Source organism: Thalassospira australica (genome assembly GCF_044790785.1).
GTDB classification, from domain to species: Bacteria; Pseudomonadota; Alphaproteobacteria; order Rhodospirillales; family Thalassospiraceae; genus Thalassospira; species Thalassospira australica_A.
In genome coordinates this window covers 2,694,359-2,715,000 of the sequence record NZ_CP085258.1, presented here as the reverse complement: position 1 = coordinate 2,715,000, position 20,642 = coordinate 2,694,359, and the positions used below count along the sequence as shown (strand labels likewise).

General features: G+C 51.9%; 15 protein-coding genes (1 of these 15 cut by a window edge). 3 read left to right on the top strand and 12 right to left on the bottom strand.

The features are described 5' to 3' along the window. On the top strand, window positions 1-569 hold the final stretch of the coding sequence (locus LG297_RS12755) for a DUF418 domain-containing protein (RefSeq protein WP_404420802.1). It extends 598 nt beyond the left edge of the window; 569 of the gene's 1,167 nt are visible here — the last part of the coding sequence; its start codon lies beyond the left edge, outside the window; its stop codon occupies window positions 567-569. A gap of 76 nt (window positions 570-645) precedes the next feature. Here the strand turns inward: LG297_RS12755 and LG297_RS12750 are convergent, their stop codons facing one another. The 3 genes from LG297_RS12750 to LG297_RS12740 are packed head-to-tail and all read right to left on the bottom strand — an operon-like array spanning window position 646 to window position 4,279. Next, window positions 646-1,842 carry an aminotransferase class I/II-fold pyridoxal phosphate-dependent enzyme gene (locus LG297_RS12750; RefSeq protein WP_404420800.1) on the bottom strand — a complete coding sequence of 399 codons (1,197 nt, stop codon included), beginning with the start codon at window positions 1,840-1,842 and terminating at the stop codon, window positions 646-648. Further along, the gene (locus tag LG297_RS12745; protein ID WP_404420798.1) at window positions 1,839-3,197 is read right to left on the bottom strand and encodes an MATE family efflux transporter; all 1,359 of its coding nucleotides are present in this window, start codon (window positions 3,195-3,197) and stop codon (window positions 1,839-1,841) included. The genes LG297_RS12750 and LG297_RS12745 overlap by 4 nt, the downstream gene beginning before the upstream one ends. Further along, window positions 3,197-4,279 (bottom strand): GNAT family N-acetyltransferase, encoded by a 1,083-nt coding sequence (locus tag LG297_RS12740; RefSeq protein ID WP_404420796.1) that lies wholly within the window; start codon window positions 4,277-4,279, stop codon window positions 3,197-3,199. Before LG297_RS12740 ends, LG297_RS12745 begins: the two co-directional genes overlap by 1 nt. 306 nt (window positions 4,280-4,585) lie before the next feature. On the opposite strand from LG297_RS12740, the gene LG297_RS12735 reads away from it, so the two are divergent. Beyond that, window positions 4,586-7,195 carry an amino acid adenylation domain-containing protein gene (locus LG297_RS12735; RefSeq protein ID WP_404420794.1) on the top strand — a complete coding sequence of 870 codons (2,610 nt, stop codon included), beginning with the start codon at window positions 4,586-4,588 and terminating at the stop codon, window positions 7,193-7,195. Window positions 7,196-7,208: 13 nt separating this feature from the next. Continuing rightward, the gene (locus LG297_RS12730) at window positions 7,209-8,519 is read left to right on the top strand and encodes a lysine N(6)-hydroxylase/L-ornithine N(5)-oxygenase family protein (RefSeq protein ID WP_404420792.1); all 1,311 of its coding nucleotides are present in this window, start codon (window positions 7,209-7,211) and stop codon (window positions 8,517-8,519) included. Window positions 8,520-8,590: 71 nt separating this feature from the next. Here the strand turns inward: LG297_RS12730 and LG297_RS12725 are convergent, their stop codons facing one another. The 9 genes from LG297_RS12725 to LG297_RS12685 all read right to left on the bottom strand — a co-directional run bounded on the left by LG297_RS12725 (window position 8,591) and on the right by LG297_RS12685 (window position 20,133). Continuing rightward, on the bottom strand, window positions 8,591-9,313 hold the full coding sequence (locus LG297_RS12725; protein WP_404420790.1) for a sigma-70 family RNA polymerase sigma factor: 723 nt from the start codon (window positions 9,311-9,313) through the stop codon (window positions 8,591-8,593). A gap of 84 nt (window positions 9,314-9,397) precedes the next feature. Next, window positions 9,398-10,216, bottom strand: a complete 819-nt coding sequence (gene fhuF, locus LG297_RS12720) for a siderophore-iron reductase FhuF (protein WP_404420788.1) — start codon at window positions 10,214-10,216, stop codon at window positions 9,398-9,400. After that, a complete protein-coding gene (gene fhuB, locus LG297_RS12715; protein ID WP_404420786.1) occupies window positions 10,180-12,138 on the bottom strand; it encodes a Fe(3+)-hydroxamate ABC transporter permease FhuB in 1,959 nt (652 codons plus the stop codon). Before fhuB ends, fhuF begins: the two co-directional genes overlap by 37 nt. A 44-nt stretch (window positions 12,139-12,182) precedes the next feature. Then, window positions 12,183-13,028 carry an ABC transporter substrate-binding protein gene (locus LG297_RS12710; RefSeq protein ID WP_404420784.1) on the bottom strand — a complete coding sequence of 282 codons (846 nt, stop codon included), beginning with the start codon at window positions 13,026-13,028 and terminating at the stop codon, window positions 12,183-12,185. Window positions 13,029-13,141: 113 nt separating this feature from the next. Further along, window positions 13,142-13,906: an ABC transporter ATP-binding protein gene (locus LG297_RS12705; protein WP_404420782.1), complete on the bottom strand. Its 765-nt coding sequence runs from the start codon at window positions 13,904-13,906 to the stop codon at window positions 13,142-13,144. Window positions 13,907-14,037: 131 nt separating this feature from the next. Continuing rightward, window positions 14,038-16,332 (bottom strand): TonB-dependent siderophore receptor, encoded by a 2,295-nt coding sequence (locus tag LG297_RS12700; RefSeq protein ID WP_404420780.1) that lies wholly within the window; start codon window positions 16,330-16,332, stop codon window positions 14,038-14,040. A 347-nt stretch (window positions 16,333-16,679) separates the two neighbouring features. Next, window positions 16,680-17,723 carry a FecR family protein gene (locus LG297_RS12695; protein WP_404420778.1) on the bottom strand — a complete coding sequence of 348 codons (1,044 nt, stop codon included), beginning with the start codon at window positions 17,721-17,723 and terminating at the stop codon, window positions 16,680-16,682. Window positions 17,724-17,817: 94 nt separating this feature from the next. Continuing rightward, window positions 17,818-18,333, bottom strand: a complete 516-nt coding sequence (locus tag LG297_RS12690) for an RNA polymerase sigma factor (RefSeq protein ID WP_404420776.1) — start codon at window positions 18,331-18,333, stop codon at window positions 17,818-17,820. An 885-nt stretch (window positions 18,334-19,218) separates the two neighbouring features. After that, window positions 19,219-20,133, bottom strand: a complete 915-nt coding sequence (locus tag LG297_RS12685; RefSeq protein ID WP_404420774.1) for a LysR family transcriptional regulator — start codon at window positions 20,131-20,133, stop codon at window positions 19,219-19,221. Between the last annotated feature and the right edge of the window lie 509 nt (window positions 20,134-20,642).

The following is a 20,642-nucleotide window of genomic DNA, read 5'->3' as shown; positions in this document are numbered from 1 at the left end:
ACCTGTTGGTGGCGGCAGCGATGTGCGGCGGGTTGGCAGCAGCGCGATATTGTGATGCACTTGGATTTGATGTTCTGATTGCCAGGTTGCGCTTGATTGCATCGTTTGCGATCATCCCGGCAATTCTGGGTAGCGCGGTTTATGGCGTGTTGGCTGCCTTGCCAGCATCAGCAGAGCCAGAACGCTTCTTTATGATGACCCTGATTTTGCGCCCGTTGTTCGCTGTGCTGCTGTCTCTTGTGCTGGTATCGCTGGCGATGCGGGCCTTCATGTCGAAATCATGTGCCGGTTTGACATCATTCATTGCGCCGGCAGGGCGTATGTCACTGACCATCTATCTTGGCATGTCGCTGGTTATGGGGATTGTGTTTTTCGGATATGGTGCCGGACTGCACAATCAGGTCAGTTTGATCGATTGCCTGTGGATTTCATTGGCGATGTATCTGGGATGGGTTCTGTTTGCTCAAATCTGGTTCAGGGTGGCATCGCGTGGCCCGCTTGAACGGATATTGGCGTTGTTGGCCCGACCCGGATCGCGACGGATTGAGGTCTCGGTGAGCAGCAGTTAGTTCTGTCTGTTTGGCAAAGAACGAAAAGGGCGCCGTCTTGGCGCCCTTTCTTTTGGTCGTTCCGAAAAGCCTGCGTCTACCGTTTCAGACCGACGGCAATTGCCTGTTTGAGGTCGGCAAGCAGGTCTTCGGGGTTCTCAAGCCCGCCGTAGAGGCGGACAAGTTGCGGGTTGAGTTTGAAGTGACGGAACGCGCTGACATCGTATTTCTGATGAAGTACTGCAGCCGCAGGCACGACAAGGCTTTCAGGGCCGCCCCAACTGACACCCAGGCGAAATATTCGAAGTGCGTTGCTAAAAGTCCGGATATCAACGGCGTCATCAAGAATGATCGAAAACAGGCTGGAATGACCGTGCAGGGTTTTACTTCCGGGGTGGTCACTGAAACCGGAATAAAGCACGGATGAAACCTGTGGATGCACGGCAAGATTTCTGGCCAGATATTCTCCGTTCAGGGCGTGCCTTTGCATGCGCAGTTCGAGGGTATCAAGCCCACGCAAAAGAAGCCATGCTTCAAACGGGGCAAGCTTTGCACCAAGATAGGGGAAGGTCGATGCATTGATACGGTCGATCAATGATTGTCGTCCTGTAACAACGCCTGCAACGGTATCGCTATGCCCTGACAGGAATTTTGATGCGGCATGAATGACAAGGTCAATGCCGTGATCCGCAGGTTTTTGAAAAACAGGTGTCGCCCAAGAATTATCAATGACCGTAATGACATCGTTTGTTCTGGCAGCAGTAGCGAGTTTTTCAAGGTCCTGTAACTCGAAGGTGAGCGATGTCGGGCTTTCCAGAAACAGTAACCTTGCATCCGTAATAGCGGCAATAACGGCATCGGTATCTTTGCCATCGACATAGTCAATCTTGACCCCCATTGGCCTGAGCATCGTTTCAAACAGGCGATAGGCATCCGAATAGACATTATGGACAGTCACAATTCGATCACCTGGCGCAACAAGAGCCATGACCGTTGCGCTGATAGCACCCATCCCACTGGCAAACGCCCGGGAGGCTTCGGTATTCTCCAGCTTGGCGATTTCGCGCTCGAACGCCATGACAGTCGGGTTGTCGCCACGGGCATAGATTGGTCCACCCGGATTCCCGGCATAGGCATTTGCCATGTCGTCAAAATCACGAAATGCGAAAAGGGATGTTTGATAAATCGGTTGAGAAACAGCACGGAAATGTCGTTCATAGTTTGGGTCATGCGTACCCAAATGCCGTGTTTCGCCCTGATGTATACTCAATGGTTTTACGGGCAGTTCATTCATGATGAAAGCTCCTTGATGGGAAGTGATCTGAGCCCCGAAAAGGTAAGGAAAACCGCAAGCAGGGTCGTCAGCACAGCGGCAAGTGCCGGTGCCATGACAATTCCATCAAACCCGACGGCCATTGGTAAAAGGATGGCGAGTGGGATCTGGATGTAACCTTGTGGGGCCATGCTTACCATCGCGGCGTGCCGGGCATTGTTGGCGGCCTGAAACCGCGACACCATTGGTTGGTAAATCCCGATGCAGGCGATCTGGATGGCGAGAATATCAAGCAGATGCCCTCCAAATTCGACAAGATCTGCACGATCAACAAATGTAGTGATCAGTAGATCACCAAACAGAAATGCAATAAGGGCACAGCTTAACGAAAAACCGGTGCAATAAAGAACGATCCCTTTGAAAACGGCATCAAAGCGATTTTGATTATAGGCACCGGCCGCATAACTCAGGATCGGTTGTGCTCCAAGGCAAAAGCCGATGATTGGCAGGATTGCCAGCAGCACGATGCGAAGAGAAATGGCCAGTCCGGCCAGTTCATCCTCGGTTCCATGAACGTTTGCCGCCTGCATCAAAATGGCAAAGCAAACGGATGCAAGTACAGTCGTCGAGCTAGCCGGTATGCCGAGCTTTGCGAAAGGATAAAGGGCAGGCCGCCATTTCAGTTGACGAAGAGCCGATAACGCTGGGTACACACGGCCCAGACGTTTCCGGAAGTAATAGAGATATGCCCCAAGGGCAGCGATCTGTGAGATAACGGTTGCCCAGGCTGCACCGGCAACGCCCATGTCAAAACCGAAAATCAGGACCGGATCCAAGGTCATGTTCAGACCAAATGATCCGATCAGGGTGTACATGGAGAACCGGCTGTTGCCTTCGCCGATTGCAATGAAATCACATACGATCTGCAAAAGTACAAGGACGGCACAGGCACCAAGGATGCGCATATAGATAGCAGCTTCACCAAAGACATTGCCGCTTGCACCAAGGATATGCAGGATCGGAACATGAAAGAGGAAGATCAGGGCCGCAACGACAATCCCGAATATGATCGCCAGCGCCAATGCGAGTGAAGCCGCACGGGTTGCATTATTTGCATTTCCGTGACCAAGTGCGCGACCAATTTCGGTTGAGGCCGTGATACCCAATCCATGGCCAATGGCACCGACAAGCATGAAGCACGGGATGGAGAGCGTTACGCCAGCCATGGCACTGAGCGCATAATGCGAGACAAAAAAGGCATCGACGACCTGATTTATCGCATTGATCGAAAGCCCCGCCACAGAAGGCAAGGCCAGTCGCAGGATCAAACGCATGATCGCAGGATCATTCAGGTCCGGAAGTTCACGTTTGCGCATCAGGATATATCCTCGTTACGAACAAAGTCCGGAACATAAAGGCGGTCATCAAAGAACCGTTCACGCAGTAGCATCACCAAAAGAGATGTCTTGTGCGGGAAGCGAACCTGTTTGAGACCGGCAAAACCTGAACGTAAAAGATTGCGGATTTGCTGATCATGACCAGCGTCGGGCTCGCCAACGATCCGCTGGGTGCGAGGATCATCAAGGAACATATAATGCATCAGTGATGGCAACCACGCTGTAAGGTATTCCTTGCCGCGAAAGGCTTCCTCGCCGATTGCAACATGCCAGCCACGATCAAAATCCTCCGCCGTGTAGTGTTCGCCCAGCCGGTCTTCCTGGGCCCAATAGAGTTCGAAATACCCGAAAGGTGCATCATCAAAAAATCCGATAAGTGGTTCCGTCCGTGGATCATTCAGCCGGTTTTCAAGGAAGGCCTGATGCTTTGCTTCCGTGCCAGATTCTTCCCAGAAAACATCTACGCGTGGGTCATTCATCCATTTATGGAAATACCCAAGGTGGCGCGTTGGATCAGCTCGTTCAAAACGGATCGTTTTATTGATCCATGGAATATGGCGGGAATAGAGCGTCTGGTGTGCGCTTGGCCGACGAAGCGGATGGCGACGGCCATTCGTTGAGGTGTAGCGTAGCGGAAAGCTATTCCTTTCAGGGTGCCCCAGCCAGTTAAGAGACAGTTGGTATAGGTCACCTGAATAGATGGTATTGTCGCCTGCAGTGTGAGTAATCAATCCACTTCGGGCCATCTGGCTAAGCCAGTCAGGATCAAGTTGATTGGGAAGACGGATTTCATAGCGTGCAGGATGAACGGCAAAAAGCGCCTCGGCCAAAGCAGCCAAACCATATTGGTCAAGAACACATAAAGTCATACTGGCGATATCATCAAGGACGATCTGATTTGATGTCAGTGTAAAATAAAAGTCGTGATTCTCGTTTTCGCCAGACAGGTGCAGGTGCCCACCTTCGACTACGGAATGCCGCCTGCCCCCCTGCTGGAAGTGTTTGACCTGAAATGTTTTCATTGAGGATTGTGTTGGGCTTTCTTGTGTCATGACATTCATGTCCGGAACTCCTTTTTTCCATGGTACCAGCCCATCGGGGCCGATTATCTTGCTCTAGTCCGGACGAGTGAGAGGACAGGAAGTTCAGTGATCTTTTTTGCGTTTGCGTGCAGAAAAAACTGAATTTACATCCCAACGGATCGTCTCCCCTGCAAATGCAATAATTGCTTTGTCAGCATGGAGACGACCATGAACGGTTCTCAGGCGGTATCTGCCGCTTCTTTTGATTTGGCTACAAAGCCCTTTTCCAAGTCAGCCCCGCACTTGATCGCGAATGGATTACCTTGGGCAGAGGCCCCTTGGCCCATGACGGGGTATCCACATGAAGTCATTGACCGTTTTTGCCAAAGCGATCCGGACCGGACAGTCATTCTGGCGACGAACGATGACTGGTCGCGCAAACGTTTGAAGCAAACCTCGGACGCGATTGCACATGCGCTTGTGGCAAGGGGTGTTGGGGGTGGTGACGTTGTTGTTGTTGTTTTGCCGAAGTCGGCGATGGCGATTGCGGCCATTCTGGGGGTCTGGAAGTCAGGTGGTGCGTTTGTTCCGGTGGACCCACAGCATCCCGCAACCCGCAACCGGCATGTGCTATCTGATTGCGGTGCGCGCTTCGCCGTAACCAGCCGCGATAGTTTGGCAAGCTTGGGCAACCATGATCTTGAAGCCGTTCTGGTTGAAGATGTCGGGACAGAGGAAGTCCGGTTTGAAGCTGCAACACCAAGCGCAGATCAATTAGCCTATGTCATCTACACATCTGGTTCGACAGGAAAGCCAAAGGGCGTGATGGTTGATCATGGTCCTCTCGTTGATCATCTGAACGCGACTGGTCCGCTCTATCTTATGGATGAAACATCACGGGAACTTCCATTTCTTCCTTTTTCTTCGGACGGTGGCCACGAACGATGGATTGTCCCGCTGATGGCCGGGGGTAGCATTCTGTTGCCAGATCAGCTTCTCTGGACACCCGAAGACACGGTCGGTGCGATCCGCAATCACGGCGTTACGCATGCATCGTTTCCGACAAGCTACGTTCATGAATTGGCCGGCTGGTTACGAGAAAAGGAACAGACACTTGATCTGACGCTTTGTTCTTTTGGTGGCGAGGCAATGCCAAAAGAAACCTTCAATCGCATCGCTCGTGCGATCAATTCACGCTATCTGATCAATGGTTACGGCCCGACCGAAACGGTGATGACCCCAATGTTATGGCGGGTTAATCAGGATCAGCTTTGTGAGACAGTGACCGCCCCGATCGGGCGTCCGGTTGGTGATCGTTGGGCCTATATCCTTGACGGTGATGGCAATCCGGTTGCCGATGGCGAGATCGGTGAAATCCATCTTGGTGGATATTGTGTGGCACGCGGCTATAACAATTTGCCGGAAAAGACCGACAGCCTTTTTGTTTATGACAAATTTGCGCTTGCCGATGACGCGCGGATGTATCGCACCGGTGATTTGGGGCGTTTCTTGCCAGACGGCATGATCCAGTTTGCCGGGCGTGTCGATGATCAGGTCAAAATCCGCGGTCATCGGATTGAACCAGCGGAAATTGAAACGATCCTGCGTGGTTTCGATGATGTCGCCAACTGTGTGGTTATCGCAGCGAATGTTGCATCCCGGCTTGAACTGATTGCCTATGTGGTTCCGCGATCAGGTGCATCGGTTGATACCCGCTCAGTTCGCGCGCGCTTGCAGCAGCTTTTACCAAGTTCAATGGTGCCCGGTTACATCATTGAGATGACGATGCTTCCGCTTAATGCCAATCACAAGGTCGACAAGGGACAGCTTCCTCTGCCACGTCGGGAAGGTACGATAACGCTTCCTGCAAATGATGATGAGATCGCTGTGCTTGCGATCTGGAAATCGGCATTGGGACTTGATGACATTGGCGTTAGCGATAATTTTTTTGAAATCGGGGGAAACTCGATCACCGCTCTTCGGGTGCTGGGAAAAATTCGTGAACAGTTCCCGGATAGAAATGCTGAAATCACCGATCTTTTCAATTTCCCCACAGTCCGAACCTTTTTGACTGCGCTTTTTGAACCGGAATGCAAACCGGGTGCAGACATTGTGCATTTGCAGAAAGGCAGGCCAGAGCAGCCCGTTCTTTATTGTTTTCCGGGGCTTCTGGTCAGCACGCGTGAATATATGAAACTGGTTAAAAGCCTTGGTGCGGATCAATCGGCTGTGGGGTTCATGTGCCATTCGCTTTCAGGCAGTCAGGAACTTGACGTTTCTGTATCAGATATTAGCGCACGCTATGCCGAGATCGTACATCGTGAGGCAAAAGGGCGATCCTGTGCATTTCTCGGCTGGTCATGGGGAGGCTTGCTTGCCTATGAAGCGGCCCGGATGTTGGGCAGCGATATTGATCTGCGTCTGATCGGCATGGTCGATGTTTGTGACATGGATGATGATTTTGATCTGAATGCCCGGCCAAAATTCCAACCGGGGGAGCGTGCCGAGATCGAAAGCCGCATTCGCCAATGGCTGCAGCAAACGGCAATGCGCGAGGAATGGGAACGCCTTTTGGCGCTGATGGATGAGCTTGCCTATGCTCAGTTTGTTCATTTCGTTGGCAAAAGCGAGTTCGGCTTGCCAACAGACGGGCCGGGAATTGGGACACGGGAGCACACTTTTTGGGTGCTGATTGATAATGCCCTTGTCTTTCGGCGCCATGAACTTCTTCCCTATGACGCACCAATCGCATCCTGGCTGGCAGGTGATACCGTAAGTCGGGACCTTGATCTCATTGACTGGCAGGCCCTGTCACGTCGGGCCGAGCAACCAGAACACATTCCTGGCACAGACCATTTAACCATCATTGGCGACCCTGCATTTCACAGACTGTTTGGACGACGTTTGCAACGTGCGTTTGAGCAGACAGTCAGCTCCGAATTTTCAGGCAATTAGAAGGACTCAGAAGATGGATAAGCTGGATCTGGTCGGGATTGGGATTGGTCCTTTCAACCTTAGTCTTGCGGCACAACTTGATGACGTTCGCAATGTGAAATCTGCATTTCTGGAACAAAAGGCCGAGTTTACCTGGCATCCCGACATGATGCTGCCGGGGGTTGAACTTCAGACATCCTTCCTGAAGGATCTTGTGACCCTTACCAACCCGACAAGCAAATGGTCGTTTCTGTCCTATATGGTCAGCCAGAAACGTATGCTTGATTTCATGAATGCCGATTTTGTAGCCGTACCACGCCGGGAGTTTGCAGCCTATCTGAAATGGGTTGCGGATCATCTTGACGGGCTTGAGTTCAATAATGCGGTGCGGGAAGTCGAATTTGACGGCAATGACTTCCAGGTGCGTTCAGACAATGGCACCTATGTGACGCGCAATCTTGCAATTGGCATCGGAAAGCCTGCTTTTGTGCCCGGTTGGGCACGTCATCTGCCGGTTGAGAAATGTTTCCATACAAGCCAGGCAAAATCGCGATTGCCTGATTTGCATGGCAAACGGGTCGCGGTAATCGGCGGAGGTCAGAGCGGGGCGGAGCTTGTGGAGTATCTGCTTGGCGGAAATGACGGGAATGTGGAAGAAGTCCTTTGGCTATCGCGGCGGGATAATTTTGAGCCACTTGATGATACGCCGTTTGTGAATGAATATTTTACCCCCGGATATGCTGATATCTTTGCCAGCTTGCACGATAGCCGCAAGCAGGAGCTTATGTCGCGCCAGAAGCTGGCAAGTGACGGGGCTTCGCTTTCGACATTGAAGTCGATCTATCAACTGATCTATCGGCAAAGATATCTTGATGAGGGTAATGTCATTGCGCGATTGTTGCCGCAACGTGAGGTCTTTCAGGTTCAGCATGATGGGGAAGATTTCAGGATAGCGGCGCGCAACGGCCTTAATCAGGATGTTGAATTCTTCCATGTCGATGCACTGATCCTTGCAACAGGATATGAAACGGCCTTGCCGGAATTCATGGCACCATTGCGTGCACGTCTTGAAGAAGGTGTGTCTGGTGCCTACCGGCTTGATGCGGATTTTCGTGCCTGTTGGGATGGCCCGGCTGATCGTAGCATCTTCGTTCAAAATGCCGGGCGTATTGATCTGGGAATCTTTGAACCACAGCTAAGCCTGATGGCATGGCGCAGTGCGAAGATCGTCAATGCACTGATGGGGCAGAATGTGTTCGATCTCGATCAAAACCGGCCAATTGTTGATTGGGTTGCGGATGGGACGCACGTGGCAGATGGTGCTGTGGTTCAGGCGTGGGGATAGTATGGTGTGATAATTGATGGCAAGCGGCCGGGATAAATTTTTTTATCCCGGCCGCCGATCCTCCTTACCAATCAGGCGGGACGCACCAGTTCGGCATTTTGCAGGGCCTTGCGACAACTTTGATCGGCCAGATGAATATAGGCGCAGACAGATGCCTTTGAAACGCCGATATCCCTGGCAATGACGTTTTGCGCATACCCATCGACACGGTGGCGATAAAAAGCATTGCGAACATGGGGCGGCAGTTCCTGCAAGGTGTGTTCAATGACGCGCAGGGCCTGACATCCGCTTAATCGTGCTTCCGGACAATTGGCAGTACCTGCCGGGCAGAACTCGGTTTGGTCACTGCCTGAAAACAGGCGGCGTTCAAATGTCATCTGACGAACCTTGTCAATGGCCATGTTGCGTACAATGCGGGTGATAAATGCGCTTGGTGTGGAGACTTCCTCGTCAATCTGTATGGTTAGAAGTTTGGCATAGGTATCCTGAACAATATCATCTGCAAGATGTGGGCATTTGACGATGGATTGGGCAATGCGACGCAGCTTTCCTTCAATGTCCCGGGTTTTGATCAGCAGTTCGTGTCTCTGTTTGTGCTCAAAGGATTTCGGCTCAAGTCGGTTTGATAGGTGCATTTTCCAATAGTCTCCATTGGCTTGCTCGTGAGTGAAATTAATAGTCACTTGCAAAATCGGGACGTGGCTTCGCACTCTCCGTGAGGTCGATACATCTTTTGTTTTTGAGCAGGGCTTGATGGCACTCTGATGGTACGCCAAACCCGTCTCCTCATTCATGAGACGGGTTTCTTGATCACTTTCAGTAAGGAAAACTGCATTTCCAGACGGTGAAAGCAGTCATGCGGGGTACTTGTCGAATTTCTAAAGTTTTGCGAGTGGGCAGGTTGGACAGATTTCGACACTGGTGAGCAAATATCGCAGGCAACAGACACGCCTGGAAAGGCTGCCATCTTCTGATTGTTTGGTGCTGTATGGATTTGCCAGAGGGTTGCGCATACCGTCGGGGCGTTTTGCATCACTGATCAGCGGCACAAGCGAGATACGGCTGTCTTTGAGAACGTGTTTTTCGACATAGGCAATTACCACCCCAACATTTGACCAGAATACCTTGGGGGAAACCTTTGATGAGGTCGAAAGCGAGGTGATCAGGGGGGAGAGATGCATGGATATCAAATCATCAAAATGTGCCCATGGACAAGGTGTCACAGGATCGGTGACCGTTTGGCGAACGTGCCTGTCGGTTAATTCAAACCCCACCGGGCAATTGACGTCATCTGACTTCATGCTGACAAAGCCGGCCTGAAACGGCAATACAACTTCACCCCAGGCACCCATGACCAGCATAGGCGATAGAAGAAGCCCAAAATACCACTGCGACCACATGGAAACTGCTGCCCGGCGATCATCATTGGGATACTTCATCTTGCAATAGTGATCCAGCAGCGGAGAAAGGCATTCGGGATCATGCAAATCAAAACAGTCAATACCGGCCTTGGCGCCGGCAGTAACGTGATGACGTTCGCCGAACCCCTGATAGGGTCCCTGAAAAACCTGAGCCTTGATTTCTGAAAGCAGTTTGCTTTCTGTCCCGTTGATGGAGGGCTGCCGCGGCGGCAGGTTCGATTGATTGTGGGGGGCTGACATCATGATGAGGTTTGTCCGATACGCATAAGAAGCCAAACCAGAACCGGTCCGGCAATGATCGCAGCCATCAGGCCAGCAGGTATTTCCCACGGAAAGAACAACATCCTTCCAAGCCAGTCGGCATTCACCATCAGGGCCGCACCGATAAACGCAGCTCCGATGCCATGTGAAAGCGCGTGGCGGAACCCGGCTAATCGCGCAAGATGTGGGGCAATCAAGCCGGCAAAGCTGAGCGGCCCCACCAGTAATGTTGCCGCGGCCGTCAGAATGGCTGCGAACAGCAACATGCTGCCACGCGACACTGACAAGTCCACACCCAGCGACTTTGTGGTGACGGGACCTAGCGGAAAGAGATTAAGCCAGCGTGCAAGCGCAGGCAGGATTGGCAGGGCAGCAACAGCAACGATTGCAAGAATAGTGGCACGGTCAAAGCCCAACCCGTAAGTGGACCCCGAACTCCAAGCCAGAAGGCGTGTGGCACGTGGATCGCCACCTGCCATCAGAAAGGCAATGAAACCATCAAATAATGCACCGATCGCAATTCCGGCAATGAGAATGCGCTCCGGTGCATATCCCGATTTCCGCGTCAGGACAAAAATCGCAACCAGTGTCATGAATGCGCCAATTGCGGCCCCGGCAATCTGAAGCCATGTAGATGGTGCATCAATCGCAAAGATGATGGCGATCATGCCAATTGCCGCCCCGGCACTGACGCCCAGACTTTCGGGGCTGGCCATCGGGTTTGCTGTCATGCGTTGCAAAACGGTTCCGGCAATGGCCAGCATGGTCCCTGCCGCCAACGCACCGAGTATGCGGGGTCCGCGCCACGGCCAGACAGTTTGGAGATCATTTTCCCATTGAATCTGCCAGAAGCCATTTACGTCACGTCCGATGAGTATCGCACCCGTGATGGCCAGTAGTACAAGTGTTCCAAGGAGGATTCTACTTTGCAGGCGGCCCCTGTCCTTCGCCCGGATCACTGTTGTGCTGCGTGATGGTGGGGAATTGGCACGTAGTTGCCTTATGAGAATAATCAGTAATGGCCCACCGAAAACACCGGTCAAAGCCCCTACAGGAACAAGAGTTCCGATATGACCCGAAAGGACCTGAACTCCTTGGTCGGCGGCACAAAGCAGTAGAGCTCCAAACAGTGCAGATGCGATCAGTTTGTGGCGCAGGCGTCTTATACCGATCATGCGTGTGATCGCGGGACCAGCCAAGCCAACAAAGCCAACAATACCAACGGCAGCAACGGTAACTGCCGTCAGCCAGCAGCCGATCAGAAGGCTCAGCATACGCAGTCGGGCCGGTGATGCACCAAGGGCCGTTGCCTGATGATCATTCAGGTTCAGCATCTCAAGCGGGCGGGCCAGCATGATTGCAACGACCATCCCGATTGTGACTTTGATGGTCAGCGGATTCAAAATGTACCAGCCATCCTGAGTAAGATCACCACTGCCCCAGATAAACAGGCTTTTGAGCCATTCATGATGAATGATTGCAAGGGCGGTGGTCACAGCCCCGCAATAAAGCCCAATGATCATACCCGTCAGGATCACCACCAACGGCGAGAAACCGCTACGTCGGGCCAAGGCAAAAACCAACATACCGACCACTAAAGCACCCAGCAGGGCAATGATATCGTGGCCAATGACAAGTGCGCCGGGAACATACAGTGTTGCCAGTGTCAGAAACAGTTTTGCCCCACCAGCAAGGCCAAGTGTGGACGGTGACGCCAATGGGTTTTTGAGGGTGTGCTGAAACAGTGCACCGGCCGTCGCCAAACCTGCACCGGCGACAAGGGAGATCAAAAACCTTGGCACCCAGCCATGGGTTAGCAACAAGGATTGTGTACCCGACGCAGATGCAAGATCGAAAATTATTGCAGGGTTCAGGCTTCCCGTTTCGATATGCAGTGAAAGGGCGCTTAGCAGCAAAGCTGCAATAAAAATCGTCATCGGTATGGCGCCCAGATATGCGGGGTGGTTACGCAATGTTGTTGTCATGATGATGTCGCCTCGGCATTCTCCGGCGTGGCTTGGGTAAGCGACTTTGCCAGCAAGTCGGCAAAACGACCCGCGGCAAACAGACCACCAAATGTTGCAATCGGGGGCATTTTGATCAGCCCGTAGCGTTTGATCGGTGAAAGTTCGGAAAGAATGGGACTGTGATCAATTGCCCGATCAACATTGTCAGGCACCGGTTCGATGGCAATCATTGCGGCATCGGTATATTGCGCGATCTGATCAATCGAAACGGTCGCAAACCCCCAATGATTGGTTGGACCAGTCCAGGCATTCTGGATGGGGAGTTGCGCAATAACATCCTGCATCAGGCTGTTTCGGCCAAATACGCGCATGTGTCGGGGTGACAGCATGCTTGTAATCAATACCGAACGGGCTTTTGGTGTTGAAAGTTGTCGGGCAGCATGTTCAATCCGCGCGGTTGTTTCCGCAACCAGTCTATCGGCGGCGGTCGGGTGACCGGTGACGTCGGCAATTTTGCGTGCTGCGGCAATTGCATTTGAAAGCGGGGTTTTGCTGTTGCTGTAAATGTCGATCTTCTCAATCGGTGCCAGATCACGCAGGCTGGCATATTGATTGGCATAGAAGCTGCTGGTCAGGATCAGATCAGGTTTAAGCTGTGCCAGACGTTCTAGGTTTGGCTGAAAACGTGCGCCAAGGTTAATGACCCTGTCCGGAACTGCCGGTTCCTGCACCCATACCCGATAACCCGGAATATCGGCCATAGCTATGGGAACAATCCCCATTGCCAGTGCGGTTTCGCTGATTGCGCCGTCTGCGATCACGATGCGTTTGGGAATTGCCGCTGATGTTGTATTTGCCATCAGGCCGGATAAAGCGTAACCGCACCCTGATATAATTGATGCCTGCGTGACAAGGCGCAGGAATGATCGGCGTGAATATAAAGGGATTGGTTTATGCATTGAAATTCGTCCCGTCACACATTGGCCAAGGCAAGAGGATGCCCATTGGTTGGATGGGGCTGGACAAGCATGTCGATGCCGAAAATGTCGCGCAGCATGTCGGGTTGCATAATGGTTCGAGGGGGGCCATCCGCAATCAGATGGCCATCTTTCAAGGCAACGATTTGATCGGCAAAGCGCGCAGCCAGATTGATATCGTGCAAAACGGCGATGATGCATAAACCATCTTGCTTGCTGAGTTCTTCAAGCAAAAGAAGGATTTCATATTGATGAGCAAGGTCGAGTGCTGAAATTGGCTCGTCGAGAAGCAGACAAGGTGCTTGCTGGGCCAGTGTGACTGCGATCCATGCACGTTGCCGTTCTCCACCAGACAGGGTGCAGACGGCACGTTGACGTAATGGTTCCAGCCCGGTCAGAGCAATGGCACGTTCGATTGCCCGTTTGTCGTGATCCTTTAATCGCCCAAATGGTCCGTGCCAGGGATATCGTCCCAGAGCGACCAGTTCCTCGACGGTATAATCTGCGCCGTCGCCGGGATCCTGTGCCAGATAGGCGACATTTTTTGCAGATCCGCGTGTGTCAAAGCTTGCAATGTCTTCACCATAAAGAGTGATTCTACCCCCCGACGGTTTATTCAGCCCAGCCAGCATTTTAAGGGCCGTGGATTTGCCAGAGCCGTTATGGCCTACAATCGCGGTTAGGCTGTGCGCCCGGAATGTGACGGAGACTTCCTTAAGAAGGATTGAGCCCTCCGCTGTTTGGAAATGGGCGTCCTGCATGGCAAGAACGGCGGGGCGATCAGATAAATCCATGGCGATGAACCAGTTTCTTGGAAACGCAGAAAATCCGCGTTGGACGCGGATTGCGGAAAACGGACCCGGGGCGCGGTATTGCGCCCCGGGATGCGTGGTTACCAGTCGTATTTTAATGTTGCCGCAATGGTCTGCCCTTCGTTCTGGTAGCAGTATCCGTTGTTGCAAATGTCGGCTTTGTTGTCGGCAAGGTTGGTGCCGTTGATGGCGAGTGTCAGGCCTTCAAGCTTGTCGCTGACTGCACCGAAGTCATATCGAATTGCGGCATCAAGCAGTGTGTAAGACTTGTTCTTGCTGGTGTTGGTATAGTTGGCATAGCTTGAGTCGATGTAGCGAACGCCAGCTCCAAGTCCCAAGCCACTAAGTGGTCCGTTATGGAAAGTGTAATCCACCCATGTCGATGCGGTTTTTTCCGGCGTTACGAGAGGGGTGTTGCCACGGTAGGAGCCTTTGACGATCTTGGCATTGTTATAGGCAAAGTTTGCAACAAGGCTCAGGCTTTCGGTCATATTTGCCTTGCCTTCGATTTCAAGCCCGCGAGATTCAAGCTTGCCGATAGGCTCATAATACGAACCAATTGTGGCACTGTAGCCTGCATAGCGGGCAACATTATCCTCGGTCAGCCGATAGGCAGATACGGTGACTAAACTATCGAACCCGATTGGTTCGTATTTGACGCCAACTTCATATTGTTCACCTTCGGTCGGGGTGAGCATCTTGCCGTCGATATCCTGACTGGTACTTGGCAGGAATGAAGTGCCCCAACTGACATAGGGCGATACACCGTTATCGAACGCGTAAAGTGCGCTGGCATTAAAAGTCGTTGCGGTGTTGTAGTCTGTTGAGCCGGTATTTGTCAGGCGGCTGATGCGTTTGCGCTCTGCATAGTCAAAACGAACGCCACCATTGAAATGCCAGTTTCCGTATTCCAGCTGATCCTGAACATAGACGCCTGTCTGGTTATAAGTAACATCATCCAATGTCGTGTAGGCAGGCGTGCTGCCGGAAATCGATCTGTTTGGGTCATCAAGATAGAAGCTGTAGTCGCTCAGCACCGCACTTGAACCAAATCGATAATCGGATTTCGAGTACATTAAATCCAGACCGGTCAGCAATTCATGAGAAACCTCTCCGGTTTCAAAGCTGGTAATTGCCTGATTGTCGACCTGTGCGCTCCAGAGCGTTTCCTGGACGGCCTGCGCCACGCGTCGATATTCGTTGGCGTCAGAAGGATTCCAGCCAGCCCCGGCAACGCCCCCGGTGAGATAGCGGGCCGTGAGGTCAAAATAGCCGAACCGTGCTTTTTGCGCCAAGGTGATCGGTGCATTGTTCAGGTCATGAGTCAGATCGTATCCGACCTGAAGCTGATCCTGTTTCTGATAGTCGTAATCCGCGTCACTGGTACGATAGTCAAGGACTTCGCCATTCAGGTTCAGCAATGTCGCAGATGCATCGGTTTCGTCATGTTGTAAAAGGGTATAAACGGTCAGGTCCGTGTTCTCATTGGGTTGCCAGCGAATGGTTGGCGAGAACATCTGGCGATCATCCTGGATGTCATTGCTTGTTTCGCCATAACGCGCCATGCCGACAAATCGCGAAGCCCATTCGCCATTCTCGCTGATATCCAGATTGTAGTCGAAACCGCCTTCATAGGATTCCGTGTCGGTGAAACGTCCATAGACGTTGTTTTTGGCATCTTTGTGCGGGCGTTTGGTGACGCTATTTAGCAAGCCGCCGGGTGTCGTCTGACCATATAGTGCCGCCGTTGGTCCCTTCACGACCTCAAGCTGTTCAAGGCTATAAGGTTCGGTTCTGAAGGTTGCGTAAACACCTGTCATCTGCCGCAGGCCGTCACGATAATCGCCATAGATATGAACCGGATAGCCACGGACATAGACCTGATCGAAGCGTGGATCATAGCCGTAATTATTGGTTACGACACCTGCGGCATAGGCGACTGCATCCTCAATGCTGGCGACTGCGCGGTCTTCAATTTCCCGCTCGGTCACGACCGAAATGCTTTTGGCGGTTTCGATCAGGGGAGTGCTGGTTTTGGTTCCCGAACTGCTGGTCGTTGCGACGTAACCATGCGCCAGTTCGCTTGAACTTTGTGCATTTGCTTCGACATAGACCGGATCAACAACCGTCGACGCATCAACATCGGAAGTTTCCATCTTTGACAGGGAAACAGTGCTCTCGCCCGTGAACCGATAGGTGATGCCGCTACCCAGCAGCAGGACTTTAAGTGCATCAGAAGGCGTGTAACTGCCTTCCAGTTCCGAACTTTGCAAACCGTCGACACGGTCCAGATCGTAGAACAATTGCAAATTTGCCTGATCGGCAAAAGTCAACAGCGCCTGATTAAGGTCCTGTGACGGGATTGAAAATTCCATCGGTGTTGCACTGCTTACCGACGTATTGTCCTGTTGTGCTTTCGCCGTGGCTGGAACCCCCGTAACGATCAACCCGGCAGCAAGTGCAAACAAACTTGCACCACATATCAACTGATATGCCAAACCTTTTGCCAACCGGGCTTTGCCGGCTTTATTTACCTGCATTATGCAGACCCCCATCTTCGATATTTTCTTAATAACGCAAATGATTTGCATTTGCTGATGTTAGGTGAGACGGGATTTGCATTCTGATTCAGTAAGATAAATTTCTATTTTTTTGATTTTCTTCAGGGAGAAGGTCGAAAAATGGCCGAAATGCGGCTTTTCGGGAAGACTGGGTGTCCGATTTAGTAAAGGAATGTCAGCAGCGGTGTGATGGAAACCTTGCGGATGGAGAGCTCTGTCGCAATCAGATCCAGTCCGATTTGTGGATCGCTCATGTCGAAAACACCGCTGACAAGCTTCCGTGCAACGGCTTCATTGGCGATCAGGATTTTTCCATGCTGATAGCGGGAAAACTCGGCAACCACTTCACGCAAGGTAACCCGGTCGAAGATCAGCTTGCCCTTTTGCCAGCTCAGAACGCGGTCTGAATTGAAGGGATAGATATCTTCAAGTGAATATCGGCTGTATCTGACAGCCTCATTGGGGCTCAGAACGAGCGATTTTGTGGGGGACGCGCCGTTTGTCAGGCTGACTTTCACGCTGTGTTGCAATACGGAGACCGACGCATAATCATCGAATTTGTCGACGACAAAACGGGTCCCTAAAGCGCGTGCGATACCGTCGCCGGTGGACACGACGAAGGGACGATCACCGGCATTCTCCATCGGAACTGCCTGAAAGTCGACGAGGCCGGTCAAAATTTCGATCCGTCGTTCCTGTTCACTGAACTTGACGTCAATGGCACTATTGGGACCAAGTGTTATCTTGCTGCCATCGTCGAGGGTGACCGTCCTGATTTCGCCTGGTGCAGTATGATAATCTGCCCCCCAGACCAAAGCCGGATCACCCATCAGCACCCTGCCGGAAAACAGTGCGATGAGCAGACAGGCTGCCATCGCAATCGCGGCCCATTTTCCGATACCTGTGCGAGGCGTTTTTTGGCCTTTGCCTGTAATTACCGTAAATGGCCGGATTTGCGTGTTCTGCCTGTCTGCCTCATGCATAGAGCTTTGCGCCGCATTTACGCCGTCAGAAAACAGACTGGCATCCATCATCGCAAGTGCGTGATTGGCATCGGCGAATGCTTGCTGGTGGGAACGGGATTGTGCAAGCCAGGCATCAAGAGCTTCGTGTTCTGCATCATTCAGGCCGCCGTCAATCATCCGCGCAACCCAGTTGGCTGCACAAAGATCAATGCTTTCCTTTGTTTGTTGCGTTTGATTCACGTTACTGATCCACGCCCGAAAACCGCTGTTTCATTTGGTCCATAACTGTAGGACGTTCAGAGTACAAGAAAAGGCTAAAAATTTTTGCACCAGATCACGTACCTTTCTTGCCCAGCCGTGCCATGACGTGGGTAATGGCACGGGCAATATGCTTTTGGACCGAACTGTCGGAAATACCAAGTCTCTTCGCAGCCTGATGATAGGTAAGCCCTTCTACGCGCACCAACACAAAGATATTGCGCGTCTTTTCGGGAAGTTCATCAAGGGCACGTCGCACGAAATCAAGTTCAGATTGATCGCCGACAATTTGTTCTGGCGAGGGAGCATTATGGGGGATCGTTCCCAGATTGCTGTCATCAGCCCGATTCACGGGGTTACGCTTTTGTGCACGAACATGGTCCACGGCAAGATTGTGGGCCACCCGATACAGGTAGGAGCGTACATGCGTCACATCATTCGATTTATTCTGCCGGGCATGTTCAGTAACCCGCAGGAATGTCTCCTGGGTCAAATCCACAGCAATATCGGCGTCGCGTAACAGGCGAGTGAGATAAATCTGCAATTCCCTTTGATGGGAAAGGAACAGCGTTTTGATGTCGGTTATTGCCAAACCGGGAACCTGACTGTAATGACCGGATATGTGCTGAGTTATCAAAAATAATAATCATTCGCAATTAAAATATTCTGCGCTACGATGCAAAGAAGGTAAAATATGCCGTCAATTAAGTGTTCAGGTGATCGATCCCCGACCGTTAATCAGAAAAACCGAGCAATAACTTCTTCATTCCTGATCACTCAAACCCTGCTATACGATAATTTCCTTTCCTATGAGGAACCAGATTTCGATCGTCAATTTCAGGCGTGCGAATTGGGGGTAGCCCTTGGCGCGTATATAAAGTTTTCATATTTTTCAGAAAGTTCTTGATTTGTTCTTTTGTTTATGACATAAGAGAAAAATCAACGGGACAAAAGCGCCCAGACCGAAACCCGCAAAGCCTTGTAGGCTCTGCGGGTTTTTGCGTTTGGGGCCAGATGAAAGAGGTGATCAGGATGCGGCGGCAAAGATACAGACAGAACGGCGGGGTACTCCGCAGGATATTGATCGGTGGATGGCGGAGCCATTACGGGGGCATTTTGTAAGGGGACTAAGAGGGCTAACCCGGTCATTTGTCATGACGGGAGAGGTGCGTCTTATCGAGGAGGGAGCGTTAAATCTGCCGGGAGCGGCAGCAATGGCAGCAGGGGGCAGCATTGAGCTGTGGCCCGTCGACGGTGAGCCGGTGGGGACCATGCGCCCGAAGTGTGTCCGGGCTCCATCGGTTGCGGGAAGGCCGCCATTGCCGAAAGTGACCGGAGCGGGTCGTGGGCCCGAAGGCCGTCTGTTGGCGAGGATGGCAGACGCCCAAGGTGTGTCCGGGCCTCGGTGGTTGTCGGATGATCGTGATATCGGGGCGGTTATTCTGACGGGGTCATCAAAGCCGGGATGGGGAACATTTCAGGGTTGATCAAAGCCAACGCTTGAGCCTTCGAGCAATTTCCTGTGCAGGAAGTCGATGAATATTCTGACTTTTGCCGAAAGATTGTGACGTTCGGGGTAGACTGCATAAATGTCCGCATCAACTTGTGCGTATTGAGGGAGCACAAGTCGTAGCTTGTCAGCTTTGACATGCCGGGCGATATCCCATTCGGAACGCATCATGATGCCGTGGCCAGCAAGGACCCAGCTTAGGGCAATTTCCCCGTCATTGCTGCTGAGCGTGCCGTGGACCCTGATGGTTTCTGATTCCTGCCCGCGTTGCAGCTTCCACAAATCATAGCTTTCGTTGTACTGGCGCAAAATAATGCAGTTATGTACTGAAAGGTCTGAGAGACGTTTCGGCGTACCATATCGATCAAGATAGTCGGGAGCCGCACATAAAAACCGCCGGTTGCGGAGCAGTTTGCGCGCGCGCAGCCGGGAGTTCGGCATTCCCCCGAACCGGATTGTCAGGTCAAAACCTTCTTCCACCATGTTCAGAGGGGCGTCACTCAGGACCAGCTGTACTTCCACTTCGGGATAGAGGTGGGAGAATTCCGATATTACCGGCGCGACATATTCACGCCCGAAGCCAAAGGTTGCATTGATGCGCAATAGTCCGCTGGGCGTTTCGCGGGCATTGGAAACGCGTTGTTCCAGTTCTTCAATATCGCGCATGATCTGAATGGCGCTTTGGAAATAGGCCTCGCCTTCGCTGGTGAGGCTGATGCGGCGCGTTGTACGGTTCATCAACCTTACACCAAGCCTGTCTTCAAGCTTGGCCAGTCGTTTGCTGACTGCCGGTGGGGACAGGTTCAGTTCAAGAGCGGCCGCGGATAAATTTCCCTTCCGTGCCAGCAGAACGAAAAAACCCAGATCGCTATCGGTTGTCATTATTAACCTCCGCGACATAATGAAATGAGAAATCAGAAATTATACTGATTGAATAAAAAATCTACACTTCATGTGTCTGGCGAGCAATTCATCGAACAACAAAACAGCTTGCATCCTACAGCAAGCATGGCAATGCCCGGTTCAGACATCAGGGAAAATACCGGAATGCTGACAGGGAGCTTCCTGTTTTGCCTTTCTGGCGACGGTTCACAGAAAAGCCGGTGATCCAAATTATACGGGAGGAATATCAATGCGTAAGTTTGCTCTTGCAGTTGCGGTGTCATTTTTGGCCATCGGCAGATGATCCCCAAGTTGGCAAAACGCCATCTTGTAATGCCGTTTTGGTATAACCAAAGGCCAGATTGGCATTAGTCACGTTTAATAAAAAATCTACACTTCTTGTGTCTGGCGGGCAATTCATCGAACAACAAAGCAGCTTGTGTCCTACAGCGAGCATCTCAACCGCCCGGTTCAGATATCAGGGAAAATGACCGGAATGCTGACAGGGA